This window comes from Streptomyces sp. NPDC005402 (genome assembly GCF_040606575.1).
GTDB lineage: Bacteria > Actinomycetota > Actinomycetes > Streptomycetales > Streptomycetaceae > Streptomyces.
Map to the genome: position 1 here is coordinate 177,181 of NZ_JBEXFB010000001.1, position 17,674 is coordinate 194,854.

16 protein-coding genes are annotated in these 17,674 nt (G+C 71.8%); 9 read left to right on the plus strand and 7 right to left on the minus strand.

The features are described from left to right. Positions 1 to 317: 317 nt before the first annotated feature. Positions 318 to 2,351 (plus strand): iron uptake transporter permease EfeU, encoded by a 2,034-nt coding sequence (gene efeU / locus ABZT02_RS00850; protein ID WP_356012835.1) that lies wholly within the window; start codon positions 318 to 320, stop codon positions 2,349 to 2,351. A gap of 62 nt (positions 2,352 to 2,413) precedes the next feature. Next, positions 2,414 to 3,685, plus strand: coding sequence for an iron uptake transporter deferrochelatase/peroxidase subunit (gene efeB, locus ABZT02_RS00855; RefSeq protein WP_356013654.1), 1,272 nt, complete (start codon positions 2,414 to 2,416; stop codon positions 3,683 to 3,685). Between the two features lie 188 nt (positions 3,686 to 3,873). On the opposite strand, the gene acs is transcribed toward efeB, so the two are convergent. Beyond that, positions 3,874 to 5,865 carry an acetate--CoA ligase gene (gene acs / locus ABZT02_RS00860; protein ID WP_356012837.1) on the minus strand — a complete coding sequence of 664 codons (1,992 nt, stop codon included), beginning with the start codon at positions 5,863 to 5,865 and terminating at the stop codon, positions 3,874 to 3,876. Then, positions 5,862 to 6,509, minus strand: coding sequence for an acetate uptake transporter (locus ABZT02_RS00865; RefSeq protein WP_356012839.1), 648 nt, complete (start codon positions 6,507 to 6,509; stop codon positions 5,862 to 5,864). The genes acs and ABZT02_RS00865 overlap by 4 nt, the downstream gene beginning before the upstream one ends. A gap of 565 nt (positions 6,510 to 7,074) precedes the next feature. On the opposite strand from ABZT02_RS00865, the gene ABZT02_RS00870 reads away from it, so the two are divergent. From ABZT02_RS00870 to ABZT02_RS00885, 4 genes are all read left to right on the plus strand, one after another. Beyond that, entirely contained in the window at positions 7,075 to 7,425 is a 351-nt protein-coding gene (locus ABZT02_RS00870; RefSeq protein WP_356012841.1) for a VOC family protein, read from the plus strand. 350 nt (positions 7,426 to 7,775) lie between these two features. After that, positions 7,776 to 8,768 (plus strand): dihydroxyacetone kinase subunit DhaK, encoded by a 993-nt coding sequence (dhaK, locus tag ABZT02_RS00875; RefSeq protein WP_356012843.1) that lies wholly within the window; start codon positions 7,776 to 7,778, stop codon positions 8,766 to 8,768. A gap of 37 nt (positions 8,769 to 8,805) precedes the next feature. Then, positions 8,806 to 9,405, plus strand: coding sequence for a dihydroxyacetone kinase subunit DhaL (dhaL, locus tag ABZT02_RS00880; protein ID WP_356012845.1), 600 nt, complete (start codon positions 8,806 to 8,808; stop codon positions 9,403 to 9,405). Then, positions 9,398 to 9,808 (plus strand): PTS fructose transporter subunit IIA, encoded by a 411-nt coding sequence (locus ABZT02_RS00885; RefSeq protein WP_356012847.1) that lies wholly within the window; start codon positions 9,398 to 9,400, stop codon positions 9,806 to 9,808. The genes dhaL and ABZT02_RS00885 overlap by 8 nt, the downstream gene beginning before the upstream one ends. 101 nt (positions 9,809 to 9,909) lie before the next feature. Here the strand turns inward: ABZT02_RS00885 and ABZT02_RS00890 are convergent, their stop codons facing one another. Next, entirely contained in the window at positions 9,910 to 10,608 is a 699-nt protein-coding gene (locus ABZT02_RS00890) for a glycoside hydrolase family 75 protein (RefSeq protein WP_356012849.1), read from the minus strand. Between the two features lie 345 nt (positions 10,609 to 10,953). On the opposite strand from ABZT02_RS00890, the gene ABZT02_RS00895 reads away from it, so the two are divergent. After that, complete coding sequence (locus ABZT02_RS00895) at positions 10,954 to 11,937, plus strand: fibronectin type III domain-containing protein (RefSeq protein WP_356012851.1); 984 nt, start codon at positions 10,954 to 10,956, stop codon at positions 11,935 to 11,937. A gap of 166 nt (positions 11,938 to 12,103) precedes the next feature. Continuing rightward, positions 12,104 to 12,655, plus strand: coding sequence for a hypothetical protein (locus tag ABZT02_RS00900; RefSeq protein WP_356012853.1), 552 nt, complete (start codon positions 12,104 to 12,106; stop codon positions 12,653 to 12,655). 44 nt (positions 12,656 to 12,699) lie between these two features. Here the strand turns inward: ABZT02_RS00900 and ABZT02_RS00905 are convergent, their stop codons facing one another. The 3 genes from ABZT02_RS00905 to ABZT02_RS00915 form a co-directional block, all read right to left on the minus strand. After that, positions 12,700 to 13,242: a PadR family transcriptional regulator gene (locus tag ABZT02_RS00905; RefSeq protein WP_356012855.1), complete on the minus strand. Its 543-nt coding sequence runs from the start codon at positions 13,240 to 13,242 to the stop codon at positions 12,700 to 12,702. Between the two features lie 22 nt (positions 13,243 to 13,264). Continuing rightward, positions 13,265 to 15,280 (minus strand): NADPH-dependent 2,4-dienoyl-CoA reductase, encoded by a 2,016-nt coding sequence (locus ABZT02_RS00910; RefSeq protein ID WP_356012857.1) that lies wholly within the window; start codon positions 15,278 to 15,280, stop codon positions 13,265 to 13,267. Positions 15,281 to 15,388: 108 nt separating this feature from the next. Continuing rightward, positions 15,389 to 16,270 (minus strand): helix-turn-helix transcriptional regulator, encoded by an 882-nt coding sequence (locus ABZT02_RS00915; protein WP_356012859.1) that lies wholly within the window; start codon positions 16,268 to 16,270, stop codon positions 15,389 to 15,391. Positions 16,271 to 16,398: 128 nt separating this feature from the next. Here ABZT02_RS00915 and ABZT02_RS00920 point away from each other — a divergent pair, with 128 nt between their 5' ends. Beyond that, positions 16,399 to 17,166: an SDR family oxidoreductase gene (locus ABZT02_RS00920; RefSeq protein WP_356012861.1), complete on the plus strand. Its 768-nt coding sequence runs from the start codon at positions 16,399 to 16,401 to the stop codon at positions 17,164 to 17,166. Positions 17,167 to 17,237: 71 nt separating this feature from the next. Here the strand turns inward: ABZT02_RS00920 and ABZT02_RS00925 are convergent, their stop codons facing one another. After that, complete coding sequence (locus tag ABZT02_RS00925) at positions 17,238 to 17,606, minus strand: hypothetical protein (protein WP_356012863.1); 369 nt, start codon at positions 17,604 to 17,606, stop codon at positions 17,238 to 17,240. Positions 17,607 to 17,674 lie beyond the last annotated feature (68 nt).

The window sequence follows — 17,674 nt, forward strand, 5'->3', positions numbered from 1 at the left end:
CGCCTTGGGCCGCTCGGCGTCCCGCATACAAGCGATCGCGTCAGCCCTCGCGCACGACGTCCAAAGGCGTGGCGCCTCGGATCTCGTACGCATCCGATCGCCATCCGCCTCCCGCTCACGACACGCCACGACCGAAACGGCCCCCAACTGATGGCGATCTTTGCTGCCCCATTGCGCGGACATGACCGGATAACTGCTGATCCATGACCGGATGGCTGCCTACCTGCACTCATGATGGTCGACGTAAGTAAGGCGTGCCTACGCTAACCAGCGACGCGGCGAGCCGAGATCGACTGTCAGGAAGGGTCGCAGCACCCATGTGGGACGACGCGTTTCCGAGCTTCCTCATCGGACTGAGGGAGGGCCTGGAGGCCGGGCTGATCGTCTCCGTACTCATCGCCACGCTGGTGCGGTCCGGTGCCCGGTCCCGGCTGCCGCAGGTGTGGACGGGCGTCCTGGCCGCGATCTCGCTCGCCCTGAGTTTCGGCGCCGTACTGACCTTCACCGCCGCGTCCCTGTCCGGGACCGCCCAGGAGGCGTTCGGCGGTGCGCTGAGCGTGGTGGCGGTCGGATTCGTCACCACGATGGTGTTCTGGATGCGCCGTTCGGCCCGCACCTTCTCCGGTGAGATCAGGGAGAAAGTGACCGGGGCGCTGGGCATGGGCGCGGGCATGCTGATCGTGACCTCCTTCCTGGCGGTAGGCCGCGAGGGGCTGGAGACCGCGCTGTTCCTGTGGACCACGGCCCGTGCGGCCGGCGAGTCCACGGGCCCTCTGATCGGCGCCGGTATCGGCCTGCTGCTCGCCGCGGGGCTGTGCTGGGGGCTGTACCGCCGCGTCCTGCACATCAACCTGACGAAGTTCTTCACCGCCACCGGGGCCGTCCTCATCGTGATCGCGGCGGGTGTGCTCGGCTACGGTCTGCGCGACCTCCAGGAGGGCGGGGTGCTGCCCGGCGGGACGTCGTACGCCGTCGATCTCGGCTCCGGCGTCGACGCGGGCGCCTGGTACAGCACCCTCGTGCAGGGCTTGTTCAACCTGACACCGACCATGACCTGGCTGCAGGTCGCCGGGTACGCCGGCTATCTCGCGGTCGTGATGGCGGTGTTCCTGCGCGGCGCGCCGGGCCGGCCGACGGAACCGGCCCCGAAGACGCGGGAGACCAAGCCGGCCCGCCCGGCGCCCGCTCGCCGCCGCCCCGCCTGGGTGGTTCCCGTCGCGGTCGTCGCCGTACCCGCCGCGCTGGCGGGAGTGGCCGTCGCCCTCGGCGGTTCCCGGCCCGCCGGAGCCCAGACCGTGGCCGTGTCCGAGACGGACTGCGGCAAGGGTTTCACCGCGCCGAAGCCCGGGCGCCGGACCTTCCAGATGCACAACACCGGGGACAAGACCTCCGAGGTGTACCTCATCGACCCGGGCACCGGCGCGGTCTACGGCGAAGTCGAGGGCCTCGCCCCCGGCACCACCCGTGACCTGGCCGCGACCGTCGCGGGCGGCACGTACGCCTGGCGCTGTGTGCCCAGCAGCGGCAAGGCGGTCACCTCCCGCGCGGTCCGGGTCACGGGAGGGGGCGGAACCACGGCGGCGGTCGTCCCGGTCTCCGCCGCAGACCTGGCCGCGCCGCTGACCTCGTACAAGGCATACGTCGACCGGGGCCTCGCCACCCTCGTCACACAGACCCGACGGCTCAGCGACGACGTCAAGGCCGGCCATCTCGGGGCGGCCCGCGCCGACTGGCTGACCGCGCACCGCACCTACGCCTCGCTCGGCGCCGCCTACGGCACCTTCCAGGACTACGACCAGAAGATCGACGGCCGGCCCGACGGGCTCCCCGGCGGGGTGCACGACAAGGACTTCTCCGGCTTCCTCCGGATCGAGTACGGCCTGTGGCACGGCGAGTCCGCCAGCGAACTGGCCGCGCCCGCCCGGCAGCTCGCCGCCGACGCCGCCGGACTGCGCGAGGCGTTCCCCACCCAGGACTTCGACCCCGGAGACCTGCCGCTGCGCGCCCACGAGATCCTGGAGAACACCCTCCAGTTCGAACTGACCGGCGACGCCGACCAGGGCAGCGGCACCGAACTCGCCACCGCCGACGCCAACCTCACCGGCACCCGCGAACTCCTCACCGTCCTACGGCCGTTGCTGACCAGCCGTGCCCCGCATCTGCTGCCGACCGTCGACACGGACATCACCCGGCTCCAGAAGCTGCTCGACTCCGCGCACCGCGGCGGGGGTTGGCCCCCCGTCGACCGCCTCGACGCGGCCGCACGGGCCCGCCTGAACGGAGCCACCGGACAGCTTCTGGAGGACCTCGCGCCGGTGCCGGACCTGCTGGAGATCAGGAAGTCCGCGTGACGACCGACGACCACGACCACGAGTACAACCACGAGCACGAGCGCCCCGGAGGGAACCATCCCATGCCGTCGACCGAAGCATCAGGCTGTCCCGCGGGTGCCGGCCGCCGCTCCTTCGTGAGGACGGCCCTCGGCGCCTCGGCCGCGGGTGCCGCCCTGGCCGGTGGCGCCTTCGCCCTGAGCGCGAGCGGCGGCGCGGCCGAAGCGCAGGCCGCGGACGCGTCCGACACCGCCAAGGTGCCCTTCCACGGCACCCACCAGGCGGGCATCCTCACCCCGGCGCCGGCCGCGGCCGCGTTCGTCTCCTTCGACGTCATCGCCGACGACCGCGCGCAACTGGCCGAACTGCTGCGGACCTTGACCACGCGCGCGCGTTTCCTCACCACCGGCGGCACGCCCACCGACCTCGGCGTCGGCGCACCGCCCTCCGACAACGGCATCCTCGGTCCGGACGTCCCCGCCGACGCCCTCACCGTCACCGTGGGCGTCGGCGCCTCGCTCTTCGACGACCGCTACGGCCTCGCGAAGGCGAAGCCGCGCCGGCTCACCCCGATGCGGACCTTCCCCAACGACAACCTGAACCCGGCCCAGTGCCACGGCGATCTGTCCCTTCAGCTCTGCGCCGCCCGCCAGGACACCGTGCTGCACGCACTGCGCGACATCGCCAAGCACACCCGGGGTGCGATGCAGATCAAGTGGCGCGTCGACGGCTTCCAGAACGTCCCCCGCCCCAGCGGCGCCCAGCGCAACCTCCTCGGCTTCAAGGACGGCATCGCCAACCCGGAGGTCACGTCGGCCCGTGAGATGAACCGGCTTGTATGGGTGGGTGACGGACAGGACGAGCCGGCCTGGGCGCGCGGCGGGAGCTACCAGGTCATCCGCGTCATCCGGATGCTCGTCGAGTTCTGGGACCGGGTCTCACTGACCGAGCAGGAGCTGATGTTCGGTCGCCGCAAGGACACCGGCGCCCCGCTCGACGGCACCAAGGAGACCGACGTCCCGCACTACGCCAAGGACCCGCACGGCGCCGCGATCCCCCTCGACGCGCACATCCGTCTCGCCAACCCGCGCACCACCGCGAGCGACAACTCCCGCATCCTGCGCCGGGGTTACAACTACGATCGTGGCATCGACGACGTCGGCAACCTGGACATGGGCCTGGTCTTCTGCTGTTACCAGCAGGACGTACGGCGCCAGTTCGAGGCCACCCAGACCCGTCTGATCGACGAACCTCTCGTGGACTACATCTCCCCCACCGGCGGTGGCTACTTCCTCGCCCTGCCCGGCGTCCGCGACTCCACCGACTGGCTGGGTCGGGCCTTGCTCACGACGTGACGACCCGCCTGGCCTGGCGCGGGCCCGGCGATCCGCTCGACGAACTCGCGCGAGCCCCAATGAGGTCCGGCGTGCCCGCGCCGGCGGCCGCCCTCTCACCTCCGTGAAGCCTGCGCCGGCAAGGCCGCGCGGGCAAGCCGTCGCCCCCGCCGGGTCCGTCCATCGGGTGCCCGGCAGGGGCCGCGCGGCTACGCCTCCTCGCCTCCCGTCGAACCGGCCGCGGGCAGCCGTCCCCGGATCTCGTCCATCACCGACGAGTCCGTCAGCGTGGTGACGTCGCCGAGGTCGCGGTGCTCGGCGATGTCCCGCAGCAGGCGGCGCATGATCTTGCCGGAGCGGGTCTTGGGGAGCTCGGCGACGACCAGGATCTGCCGCGGCCGGGCGATCGGGCCGATCTCCTTGGCGACGTGGGTGCGCAGCTCGGTCGCCACGTCCTCCGCACTGGCCGATCCCGCCGACGCCGCGTCACCGCGCAGGATGACGAAGGCCACGACGCCCTGCCCGGTCGTGGCGTCGGTCGCGCCGACCACGGCGGCCTCGGCGACGGTCGGATGGGAGACGAGGGCCGACTCGACCTCCGTGGTGGAGATGCGGTGTCCGGAGACGTTCATGACGTCGTCGACCCGGCCGAGCAGCCAGATGTCTCCGTCCTCGTCCTTCTTCGCGCCGTCCCCGGCGAAGTACATTCCGGGGTACCGGGACCAGTACGTGTCGATGTACCGCTGTTCGTCGCCCCAGATGGTGCGCAGCATCGCCGGCCACGGTTCGGTGAGGACCAGATAGCCACCGGAGCCGTTGGGAACCGGCTCGCCCGCGTCGTCGACGACGTCGGCCGCGATGCCGGGCAGCGGGCGCAGGGCCGAGCCCGGCTTGCACACGCTGACCCCTGGCAGCGGACTGATCAGCTGGGCGCCGGTCTCGGTCTGCCACCAGGTGTCGACGACGGGACAGCGGTCGCCGCCGATGTATCTGCGGTACCACATCCACGCCTCCGGGTTGATCGGTTCACCGACCGAGCCCAGCAGACGCAGCGACGACAGGTCGAAGCCGTCCGGGATGTCGCCGCCCCACTTCATGAAGGTGCGGATCGCGGTCGGGGCGCAGTAGAGGATCGACACGCGGTACTTCTCGACGATCTCCCACCAGCGGCCCTTGTGCGGGGTGTCCGGTGTCCCCTCGTACAGCACGGAGGTGACGCCGTTGGCGAGCGGGCCGTACACGATGTACGAGTGGCCGGTGACCCAGCCGATGTCCGCCGCCGTCCAGAACACGTCCCGCTCCGGCTTTATGTCGAACACCGCCCAGTGCGTCCAGGCCACCTGGGCGAGGTAGCCGCCCGTGGTGTGCAGGATGCCCTTGGGGCGGGCCGTCGTACCGGAGGTGTACATGATGTACAGGGGGTGTTCGCTGTCGAACGCCTCGGCCTCGTGCTCGGCGGACTGCCCGTCCACCAGGTCGTGCCACCACACGTCCCGGCCTTCGGTCCAGTCGACGTCCTGTCCGGTGCGCCGGACCACCAGCACACTGCGTACGTCGGGGCAGGCGCTCACGGCCTCGTCCACCGCGGGTTTCAGCGCCGAGGGGTTGCCCCTGCGGTAGCCGCCGTCCGCGGTGATCACCACGCGTGCGTCGCAGTCGAGGATCCGGCCGCGCAGCGCCTCCGCGGAGAAGCCGCCGAAGACCACGGTGTGCGGGGCGCCGACGCGGGCACAGGCCAGCATCGCCACCACGGTCTCCGGGATCATCGGCATGTAGATCGCCACGCGGTCGCCGGCGTTGACCCCGAGTTCTCGCAGGGCGTTGGCCGCTCGGCAGACCTCGGCCGTCAGCTCGGCGTAGGTGATGGTGCGGGTGTCGCCCGGCTCGCCCTCCCAGTGGAAGGCGACCCGGCCACCGTGGCCGGCCGCCACGTGCCGGTCCAGGCAGTTGTAGGCGGCGTTGAGACGGCCGCCGACGAACCACCGGGCGAACGGGGCGCGGCTGAAGTCCAGCACCTCGTCCCACGGCTGTGCCCAGTCCAGCCGACCGGCCGCCGCGGCCCAGAAGGCGAGGCGGTCGGTGTCGGCCCGTTCGTATTCCGCCGCGGTGGCGTTCGCCGTGGCGGCCAGCTCGGGTGGGGGCGGGAACCGCCGCTCCTCCCGCAGCAGGTTGGAGAGTGTCTCGCCGCCGGTGTCCGTCATGCGTGGGCTCCGAAGGGACCTCGGTGGTGCGTACGGCGGGCTCCCAGGTGCTCGCCGATGTTCGGGAAGACCGGCATGACCGAGCGGTGGTAGGTGGAGTTGGTGACGCCGGCGAAGGATGCGTACCAGGCGCACACGGCCGTGACCAGCCCCAGCCAGCCGCCGGCCTTGACGGTGTTCGGGGACTGCGCGAAGTCGGCGACGCACAGGACGATGAACGTCGCGGACAGGGTGACGAACACGGCGAGGATCGCCCCTGTCGTGCGGGTCGCGGCGACTGTCATGTAGACCGTGAAGACCGCCCACACCAGCAGGAACAGACCGCTGGCCTGGTGCGCGGTGGACGCCGGCAGGTCGCCGGCGACGAACTTCGCGTAGGCGGCGTACGACAACCAGAAGGCACCGAACGAGCAGAAGGCGGTGGCTCCGAAGGTGTTGCCCTTGCGGAACTCCCACATTCCGGCCAGGAGTTGGGCCAGCCCGCCGTAGAAGAGGGCGAGCGGAAGAACGACGGCGACGAGGCTCTTGTCGGTGATGAGGTCGGCGTTGAAGGTGCTGAGAACGAAGGTCGTCGCAGCGAAGGCGGCGAGGCCGAGCGGGCCGGGGTCCGCAATGTTTCCGGTTTCGGTGGTCGGGGTGCTCATTTGCCGCTCCTCCTGTGATCTGGATCACAAGACTGTGAGATCCATTGTAGGCACCACCTAGGCACACCGGCGTCTTGCCGACGGCCGCCGTCGAGAACGGTGCCCGACTGCGTGACGGAGGGTCGCGGCCCCCGGGACCGGGCCGCTCCGGTCGCCCAGGCCGCCGTGGCACCCGGCGCCAAGGGTGTCCGCGGCTCCCTCGCCTGTAGGGGGCCGCATGCGTGCCGGCATGGAGGAACCCCTGCCGCGTTCGGCGGGGCGCTCGGACACCGGCGAGGTTCGGGGTGCGTCGGGTGGGCGTGACGTCTTCGCCGGGCGGTCGCCTGAGGCCCATGCCCACCCGGGGGGGCAGCGCCCTGATAGCCGCGGTCCGCGACGATCCGGCGGCGCGGGCCGGATCCACAGCACCTCGCCGGACCGGACCTGTCACGACCTGGACGTTCACGCCGCACGCGGAGAGGTCGCGTCCAGCAGGACGAAGTCGGGGTCGAGTCGCGGTCCGGAGGAATCGGTCACGATAGTGGGATGACGCAACCGGACAGGGCGCGAGACGCGGGAGCCAGCCATGATCAGCGGTGCGCATGTCATCCTCCACAGCCAGGACGCCGAGGCGGACCGGGCCTTCATCCGTGACGTCCTCGACTTTCCCGGCGTCGACGCGGGCGGCGGCTGGCTCGTCTTCAAGCTGCCCCCGGCCGAAGTCGCCGTGCACCCCACCGAGGGGCCGCCCCGGCACGAGTTCTACCTGATGTGCGACGACCTCGATTCCCAGCTCGACGAGTTCCGCTCCAAGGGCGTCGAGATCACCCGCCCGGTCAGCGAACAACGCTGGGGCAGGCTGACGGCGATCCGACTCCCCAGCGGCGCCGAACTTCCGCTGTACGAACCGCTGCACCCCATCGCCCACAGCCTGTGACCTCACCGCACCACTTCCCGGGCCGGTGCCGGTGGGCGACGACTGGGCAGCAACGGCCGGGCAGCGACCAACTCCCGGATCGGCCGGAACATCCGCGCACGTGACCTTCGCTGCCGCAAGGTCGATACTGCCGGGAGCAGCGTTACCACCGTCCGCCGCCGACCACCGATGGAGATCAGACGGGCCGTCGCCAAAGCCGGCACGAAGTCCGCATCGGCACTGCCCAAGGCCGCTCCCGACCACCACGGACCGCGCCACAGGCCGTCAAGATCCAATAGCAGCCGCCCCACCTGTGATCACCTGCTAAAACAGGCCATAAGACCATCCGCTGACCTCACCAGGAGATACTTATGAAGATGTTGATCAACGTCCCGGAAACCGTGGTCGCGGACGCTCTGCGCGGTATGGCGGCCGCTCACCCGGAGTTGACCGTGGACGTCGAGAACCGGGTGATCGTACGGCGGGACGCCCCCGTCGCCGGGAAGGTCGCCCTGATCTCGGGTGGCGGCTCCGGGCACGAGCCGCTGCACGGCGGGTTCGTCGGACCCGGCATGCTTTCCGCGGCCTGCCCCGGCGAGGTGTTCACCTCTCCGGTGCCCGACCAGATGGTGCGGGCGGCGGCCGCCGTGGACAGCGGGGCCGGTGTGCTGTTCATCGTGAAGAACTACACGGGTGACGTGCTCAATTTCGACATGGCGGCCGAACTCGCCGAGGACGAGGGCATCCAGGTCGCGAAGGTCCTGGTCAACGATGACGTGGCGGTGACCGACAGCCTCTACACGGCCGGCCGGCGAGGCACCGGTGCCACGCTGTTCGTGGAGAAGATCGCGGGGGCCGCAGCGGAGCAGGGACAGCCGCTGGAGCGGGTGGAGGCGATCGCCCGGCAGGTCAACGAGAACTCCCGGAGTTTCGGCGTCGCGCTGAGCGCGTGCACCACGCCCGCCAAGGGCAGCCCGACCTTCGATCTGCCGGCCGGCGAGCTGGAGCTGGGCGTCGGCATCCACGGCGAGCCCGGCCGGGAGCGCCGGGCGATGATGACCTCACGGGAGATCGCCGACTTCTCGGTGCATGCGATCCTGGACGACATGAGCCCGCGCAACCCCGTGCTCGTCCTGGTCAACGGCATGGGAGCCACCCCGCTCCTGGAGCTGTACGGCTTCAACGCCGAGGTGCAGCGGGTGCTCGCCGACCGCGGGGTCGCCGTCGCCCGCACCCTGGTCGGCAACTACGTCACCTCGCTCGACATGGCCGGCGCCTCGGTCACCCTGTGCCAGGTGGACGAGGAGATGCTGCGGCTGTGGGACGCGCCGGTGCGGACGCCGGGGCTGCGCTGGGGAGTGTGAGCCAGCGATCAACGTACCGACCACGCAAGGAGATCCAGTGCTCGACGCCGACTTCTTCCGCCGTTGGATGACGGCGACCGCCGCCTCTGTCGACCGCGAGGCGGAACGGCTCACCGCCCTCGACTCCCCGATCGGGGACGCCGACCACGGCAGCAACCTTCAGCGCGGGTTCACCGCGGTGGCCGCGACCCTGGAGAAGGAGTCCCCGGACACCCCCGGTGCGGTCCTCACCCTGGCCGGACGGCAGCTCATCTCGACCGTCGGCGGCGCGTCGGGCCCCCTGTACGGGACCTTGCTGCGCCGGACCGGCAAGGCGCTCGGGGACGCCGCCGAGGTCAGTGAGGAACAGTTCGCCGAGGCGCTGCGGGCGGGGGTGGAGGCGGTCATGACACTGGGCGGGGCCGCCCCGGGCGACAAGACCATGATCGACACGCTGGTGCCGGCCGTCGACGCCCTCGGTACCGGCTTCGCCGCGGCACGGGCGGCCGCCGAACAAGGAGCCCTGGCCACCACACCGTTGCAGGCACGCAAGGGCAGGGCGAGTTACCTCGGCGAGCGCAGCATCGGGCACCAGGACCCGGGTGCGACCTCGGCCGCCCTGCTGATCGCCGCGCTCGGGGAGGCCGCTGGTGAGTGACGGGAAGCTGGTCGGGATCGTGCTGGTGTCGCACAGCGCGGAGGTCGCCGCGTCCGTCGCGGAACTGGCGAAGGGGCTCGCGGGCGGTGGTACACAGGTGCCCGTCGCCGCGGCCGGTGGCACCGAGGGCGGTGGACTCGGTACGAGTGCGGAGCTGATCGCCGGCGCGGCCGCCGCCGTGGACCGGGGGGCCGGGATCGCCGTCCTCACCGACCTCGGCAGTGCGGTGCTCACCGTCAAGGCGCTGCTCGCGGAGGGGGACGAGCTCCCGGAGGGCACACGGCTGGTGGACGCCCCGTTCGTCGAGGGAGCGGTGGCCGCGGTCGTCACCGCGGCGACCGGAGCGGACCTCGCGGCGGTGGAGGCGGCGGCCGCGGAGGCGTACGCCTACCGGAAGGTGTGACCGCTTCCCGCACGGCGGTTGAACCGCGGTCGGGCAAAATCGCGGGGGCCCGGCGGAATCACGCGGATCCTGGCGGGGTCATTTCTCCTGCACGAGCGGGGTCATTTCTCCTGTACGAACAGTCTCGCCAGCCGCTCCCCCGTCGCGACGGCGGCGGCATGGTCCTCGATCGGCTTCACCTGCGTGTTCCTGAAGATGATGTAGGTGACGCCGGAGGGCGTGCCGCCCCCGCGTGGATCGGGACGGATCCCGAGGCCCTTCGCGGTGGCGTAGGACGCCTCGCCGATGATGTGGGCCGGGCCCACGTCCCCGACGACGGCGTACTGCACGCGGTCGCCGTACACGACGGCCGCGACCGCGCCGCCGCGCACCCCGTGCTCGCGGTAGTCCCAGATGCTGCTCGGGGCCGGCACCACGACGTAGGGCAGGAGTTCGGCGCTCAGGTAGCGGCCGTCGGACTGCTGGAAGGCGGTGGCGTCGGAGAACAGCGGGTCGGTGCGGCGGTTGCAGCGGCTGCCGGGCCGGCCGTCGCAGTCGATGTCCATGTCGGCCTTCCAGAAGACGGCGTCCCTGGTGCCGCAGACCGGGATGGTCGCGGCCGTGCCGTCGTCACTGCGGTAGCGGCCCTGCGAGACGGGTTCGCACGTCCGCACCTTGGCCAGGAGGTCGGCGGCCTCGACCGCCCCCTCGCGCCGCACCACCCGCTCGGTCCGGGCGGCGGCGGGTTCCCTTGCGGGGGACGTCGTCGGGGCGAGCAGAGCGGCACTTGCCGCGGCCAGCGTCAGCGACCGGACACGCACGATAAGGGACCCTCTCCTCGGGGGCATTGACGAACACTCAGCCCAATCTGATGCCGCTTCAGCCGAGCGGCCACCGCAGAGGGCCGGACGGGGCAGGGGCCGGGGGACCGGGCCCGACGAACCCCGGCCTCCCGGCCACCTGTACTGCGCGGGGGCAGCGACGACAGCGGCCCGCGCAACCGACATGAACTCCGGTTCCCTCGTGGGGAGTTCAGCGGTGAAGGTCTTCAGCATACGAAACGCTCCCGAGTCCGGCCCATACGGGCCGCCCCCTTGATGCGGGCATGCGACCGGCGCCATATTAGTCCGGACCATTGCCGTGGTGTTCTCCCGGGAGGCAGAGACGTGCGAGGCGCTCCCGTACCCCTGTTCCTCTGTGCCGCGCTTGTCCTCGTCGGCTCCTGCGGGTGGGGCGGACCGGACGACGACGGTGAGGGCGGCCGGCTGCCCGCCGCCCCCGTGGGCGTCACCGCCGCCGCGGGCAGCGCGACCAGTGTGCATGTGATGTGGAACGCCGCCGGCACGGGGACCGAGCGCTACGAGGTATATCGCGGCACCACAAAGGTCCAGGATGTGCCGGGGTCACAGCACATGGTGGATGTCACCAGGCTCAAGCCGGCCACCCCGTATGTCTTCACCGTGCGGGCCCGCGACACCGAGGGGCGCCTCGGCCCGCCCAGCCGGGAGGTACGGGCGACGACTCCGGCGGCCACGGCGGCCGACCGCTCGCCCCCGACCCGCCCCGGGGAGCTGCGGGGCCGGACGGCGGGCAGCCGGGCCGTCCAGCTGAGCTGGGCCGCCTCGGCGGACGACCGGCACGTGGTGTCGTACGACATCTATCAGGGCGGCACGAAGATCCACAGTGTGGGCGGCGCCCAGACGGCGGCCGTGGTCACCGGGCTGCGTCCGGGCACCCGATACTCCTTCACCGTCCGGGCCCGGGACGCGGCCGACAACCTCTCGCCGGCCGGGGACAGCGTCCGTCTGACCACCCCGGGCGGCGACGACGGCCGGTACACGGCACCGACGGACTTCCGGGCGAGCACCCGGCGGGCGGCCGACGGCGCGTACTACCTCGACCTGTCCTGGATGCCGCCCCGGACGGACGGTGTGGTCACGGAGTATCAGGTCCACCTCGACGGCAGGGCGGCCACCTCGCTGGTGTTCGGCGGGACGCCGCCGCGCGGGAGGGCGACGTACAGCTTCTATCTGGGCCGTGAGGCCGGGGAGAGGCACCGGGTGCGGATCCGGGCGCGGCTGCCCGACGGCACCTGGGGCGGGCTGTCGGTGGAGCGGTCGGTGACGACGGGCGCCGCCGCTCCCCCGTGACGGCGGCTCACCTGCCCGCCGGACGGAGCAGTGCGTCACCTGTCCGGCGGCACTCCGCATGCGGGCCGGGCCGGGGGCACATTGGCTGTCCCTGAGGCAGCACGGGCTTCCCCCACCTCGGCGGCGCCACGGATGTACCGCCAACCGTGCCGCCGGAGGGCAGTCCATGCGCACTGAACAGCTACTTCTCCGCTCCGGCCTGACCGTCGCGGCCGTCGCCGCGCTGCCGCTCGCCCTGACCGCCGGGCCGGCCGCAGCGGCTTCGGGCATCTCCGTGAGCACCTCCGGATCGACGGTCTCCGTCACGACCACCGCCTGCTCCCGCACCGCGGCCACCGGCGGCTGGGGCACGGCCTCGCTCCTCACCAGCAGCCAGGCGAACTTCAGCCAGGGCCGCCAGGTGGCCCTGTCGGGGACCACCTCGTTGCAGTCCGCGGCCTGGTCGAGCGTGAGTCCCGGGACGTACACCGTCATCGTGATGTGCGCCCGCGACAACAGCACGGCGGGCACCCAGTCGATCATCGTCTCGGGGTCCGCCACGCCCACCATCTCGGCGACGGCCACGGCCTCCCCGTCCCGCGGCGTCATGGGCGGTCTCGGCGGCGCCACGAAGGACTACGGCACCATGACGCTGGCGGTCGGCGGCGGCCTGGTGGCGGTCGGCGCGGTGGCCGCGGGCTGGTTCCTGCGCCGCCGCTCGCGGCCGTACCGCCTCTGAAGGCCCGCAACCGCCGGTCGCGACCGTAGGTCTCCCAAAAGCCTTCAGCTGTCCGGGAGTTCGGCGAACTCCTCCAGTGCCTCGGTGAGCCACTGCGTCCAGAAGGTCTCCAACTCGATGCCCGCGCGCAGGACCAGGTGCTGAAGCCTGGCCTGCGCGCTGTCGTCGCCGGGCGGGAAGTCGCGCTTCTCGATCTCCTGGTACTCGGCCAACTGCCGCCGGTGCAGGTTGAGATGGCGGCGCAGGTCGACTTCGAGGCCCTCCGTGCCGACGACGGCCGCCGCGCGCAGTCGCAGCAGCAGCGTGTCCCGGTGCGGCTTGGGGTCCTGCGCGGCGGCCGTCCAGCGTTCGAGTTCGGCACGGCCCGCGGGCAGGACCTCGTAGCTCTTCTTCTGCCCGCGGGTCGGCTGGGCCGCGGGAAGGGCCCGGATGTGGCCCTCGGCCTCCAGTTTTCCCAGCTCGCGATAGATCTGCTGGTGCGAGGCCGACCAGAAGTAGCCGATCGACTTGTCGAACCGGCGGGTCAGGTCCAGCCCCGCCGACGGCCTTTCGAGCAGGGCGGTGAGGATCGCGTGCGGGAGTGACATGGAGTCATCCTAGGGACGCCCCTCAGAGGGCGGCCGCGACCTCGGTGCCCTGCTTGATGGCCCGCTTGGCGTCCAGTTCGGCGGCCACGTCGGCACCGCCGATCAGGTGCGTGCTGCGGCCCGCGGCGACGAGCTCCTCGTACAGGTCCCGGCGCGGTTCCTGCCCGGTGCACAGCACGATGGTGTCGACCTCCAGGACCGTGCTCTCCTCGCCGACGGTGACATGCAGTCCGGCGTCGTCGATACGGTCGTAGCGCGCCCCCGGGACCATGGTGACGCCCCGGTGCTTGAGCTCGGCGCGGTGGATCCAGCCCGTGGTCTTGCCGAGTCCGGCGCCGACCTTGCTGGCCTTGCGCTGGAGGAGGTGCACGGTGCGCGGCGGAGCGGGGCGTTCGGGCGCCGCGAGTCCGCCGGGTGCCGTGTAGTCCATGTCGACGCCCCACTGGCGGAAGTACGTCGCCGGGTCCTCGCTCGCCTTGTCGCCGCCGTCGGTGAGGAACTCGGCGACGTCGAAGCCGATGCCGCCCGCACCGAGGATCGCGACCCGGTCGCCGACGGGGGCGTCGCCGCGCAGGACGTCGAGGTAGCCGACCACGCTCGGGTGGTCGACGCCGGGGATGTCGGGGGTGCGCGGGGTGACGCCGGTGGCGACGACGACCTCGTCGTAGTCGGACAAGTCCCCAGCGGCCACGGCCGTGTTGAGCCGTACATCCACGCCGTGGGCGTCGAGCTGGTGGCGGAAGTAGCGGATCGTCTCGTCGAACTCCTGCTTGCCGGGGACCCGGCGGGCCACGTTGAGCTGGCCGCCGATGTCGCTCGCGGCGTCGAACAGGGTGACCTCGTGGCCGCGTTCGGCGGCGGAGACCGCGCAGGCGAGACCCGCGGGACCGGCTCCGACGACCGCCACACGCTTGCGCAGCCGGGTCGGGGAGAGCACCAGCTCGGTCTCGTGGCAGGCGCGCGGGTTGACCAGGCAGGAGGTGATCTTCCCGCTGAAGGTGTGGTCGAGGCAGGCCTGGTTGCAGCCGATGCAGGTGTTGATGGCCTCGGGACGCCCGTCGGCGGCCTTGTTCACGAACTCCGGGTCGGCGAGCATCGGGCGGGCCATCGACACCATGTCCGCGAACCCGTCGGCGAGCAACTCCTCGGCGAGTTCGGGGGTGTTGATGCGGTTGGTGGTCACGAGCGGGATCGACACCTCGCCCATGAGCCGCTTCGTCACCCAGGTGTAGGCGCCGCGCGGGACGGAGGTCGCGATGGTCGGGATGCGGGCCTCGTGCCAGCCGATGCCGGTGTTGATGATGGTGGCCCCGGCGGCCTCGACGGCCTTGGCGAGGGTGATCACCTCGTCGAGCGTGGAGCCGCCCGGGACGAGGTCCAGCATGGACAGCCGGTAGACGATGATGAAGTCCTCGCCGACGGCCTCGCGCACCCGCCGCACGATCTCCACCGGGAAGCGCATGCGGTTCTCGTACGAGCCGCCCCAGCGGTCGGTGCGGTGGTTGGTCTGCGCGGCGATGAACTCGTTGATGAGGTAGCCCTCGGAGCCCATGATCTCCACGCCGTCGTAGCCGGCCCGCCGGGCGAGGCGGGCGGCGCGGGCGTAGTCCTCGATGGTCCGCTCGACCTCGGCGTCGGTGAGTTCGCGGGGCGGGAAGGGGCTGATCGGCGCTTGGAGGGGGCTCGGGGCGACGAGGTCCGGGTGGTAGGCGTACCGGCCGAAGTGCAGGATCTGCATGGCGATGCGGCCGCCCTCGCGGTGCACGGCCTCGGTGATGGCCCGGTGCTGCTCGGCCTCCGCGTCCGTGGTGAGTTTGGCGCCGCCCTCGGCGGGCCGGCCCTCGTCGTTGGGCGCGATGCCGCCGGTGACGATCAGGCCCACTCCCCCGCGCGCCCGCTCCGCGTAGAAGGCGGCCATGCGCTCGAAGCCGCGCTCGGCCTCCTCCAGGCCGATGTGCATGGAGCCCATCAGGACGCGGTTGGGCAGCGTGGTGAAGCCCAGGTCCAGCGGGCTCAGCAGGTGCGGGTAACGGCTCATGGGGCCCCTCCGTCGCGGTCTCGTGCCTCTCTGTTGTAGAGGACCGCGACGCCTTTATGCAACTTGTTGCACAACCGGAGAGGGGTGATCTGAGCCACGCTCACGGCTTCAGGTGTGCGCATCCTTGCCGCTCGCCTCGTCGGACTTCTCGGTGGCCGCCGCGGCCAGGCTCCCCAGCAGCGCGAGTGCCTGCTCGGACGGGCTGCCGGATTCGGCCTGGTAGACCACCAGTTGCTGACCTGGGGCGCTGTTGACGGTCAACGACTCGTAGTCCAGGGTCAGTTCACCGACCAGTGGATGCCGGAAGCGTTTGCTCTCGCGGGTCTTGCGGCGGATGTCGTGGCGGGCCCAGAGCCTGCGGAACTCCTCGCTGCGCAGCGACAGTTCGCCGACCGCGGCGATCAGCCGCGGGTCCTCGTGACCGGTTCCGGCGGCGGCCCGCAGCGCGGCCACGGTGTTCACCGCCACGGGCTCCCAGTCCGGGTAGAACGCGCGCGCCTCCGGATCGAGGAAGACCAGCCGCAGCAGATCCCCGCTGTGGGTGTGCCCGGCGAACAGCGCGCCGCCGAGGACGTTGTGGGCCAGCACCGTCAGGCAGCGGTCCAGGACCACCGCCGGAGTACGGTGCCAGCCCTCCATCATGCGCAGCAGCACAGGGCTCACCGCCTCGGGTCGCGGGCCGCCGTGGGAACGGCCGGCGACGGGACGGGCCAGCCGGTGCAGGTGCTCGACGGCGTCCTCCTCCAGGCCGAGGGCCCGTGCCAGCGCGTCGACCACCTGTGCCGAGGGATTCCGCTCGCGTCCCTGCTCCAGGCGGACGTAGTAGTCGGTGCTGACCCCGGCCAGCACCGCGACCTCCTCCCGGCGCAGACCCGCCACCCGGCGCCGGCTCCCGGCCGGCAGTCCCGCGTCCTCGGGCCGGACGAGGGCACGGCGGGCGCGCAGGAAGAGGCCGAGCCGGTTGTCACTGTCCATGCCCTCGACGTCCATGCCCTCGACCCTAGGTCCGGCCGCGGGCCCACGGGACTCCGCAAGGTGGCCGCGGTACTCCTACGATCCGCTCTCCTCGGGGTGACACGGCCTGTTCACGGGCCGGGTCTGCCCCCACCGTCGACGGCATGACACACACCTGGAACCTCAACCGCCGCGTCGCGGTCGTCACCGGCGCCACCAGCGGGATCGGCGCGGCCACGGCACGCCGCCTCGCCGTCGGCGGAGCAGGCGTCGCGCTGCTGGGCCGCCGCGAGGACCGCCTCAAGACACTGGCGGACGAACTGCGCGCCATCGCCACCGCAACGGTCCTGCCCGTCGCCGTGGACCTGACCGACGCCGCGGCGGTCAGGCGGGCGGCCACCGCCGTCACCGGGACGCTCGGCACCGTCGACCTGGTCGTGGCCAACGCCGGCGTCATGCTGGGCGCCCCCTTCGAGCGGGCCGGGACCGACGAGTGGGATCGCATGATCGACGTCAACCTGCGCGGTCTGCTGCACACCTCCCGCGCCTTCACCGACGATCTCCTCGCGGCGGCCTCCCGCGGCGGACCGGCGGACCTCGTCCACGTCGGCTCCGTGGGCGGGCATCTCCTCTTCCCCGACTGGTCCGTCTACTGCGCCACCAAGGCGGCCGTCGCCCACCTCACGCGCAATCTGCGCGCTGAACTCGGTCCGCGGGGCGTCCGCGTGAAGAACATCGAGCCCGGGGTCACCACCACCGAACTCGGCGCGGACATGCGGGACGACGAGACCCGGGCGTCCCTGGCCCGCATGCGCACCGGCCTCGACCCGCTGACCGCACCGGACATCGCCGAGGCCATCGCGTTCTCGGTCGCGGCCCCGGCGAACGTCAACGTCGCCGAGATGGTGGTGGTACCGGTGCGGCAGGGCTGATCAACGGATGGCCGGTCGCGTCCCTCGGGGCGCGACCGGCCACCACTGCGTCGTCAGGACCCGGCAACCCGTCAACGGCTCTCGAGCCGCACATGCAGCTCCTGCTCCTGGTCCCCCGACGCGGACGAGAGATCCCGCACGGTGAACATCGAGTCCAACGTCGTCCGGAGCCTCTCGATGGCCCAGTAACCGCCCTGCGCATCGGCCTCGACGGAGGACGACAACCGCGCGGGCGGCGGGCAGGAACGCGCATCGGTCACCTCGAACGTCCCCATCCACACCATCGGCCGTGACTCGTGCAACTGCTGCGGCACGTCGTCCGCACCCCGGTCCGACTCGAAGCACGCGGACAGCGTGTCGAAGACGATGCGCGCGTCCTCCGCGCTGCATCCGCTGATCTCCAGGGAGACGGACTCCTCGTGCGCTTGCTCACGATCCATCGTGGTCGCTCCTCTCGTGGCGATGACCGGACCGCCGGGTTCCCCGCGAGCCGCGCCACACCCCCAGA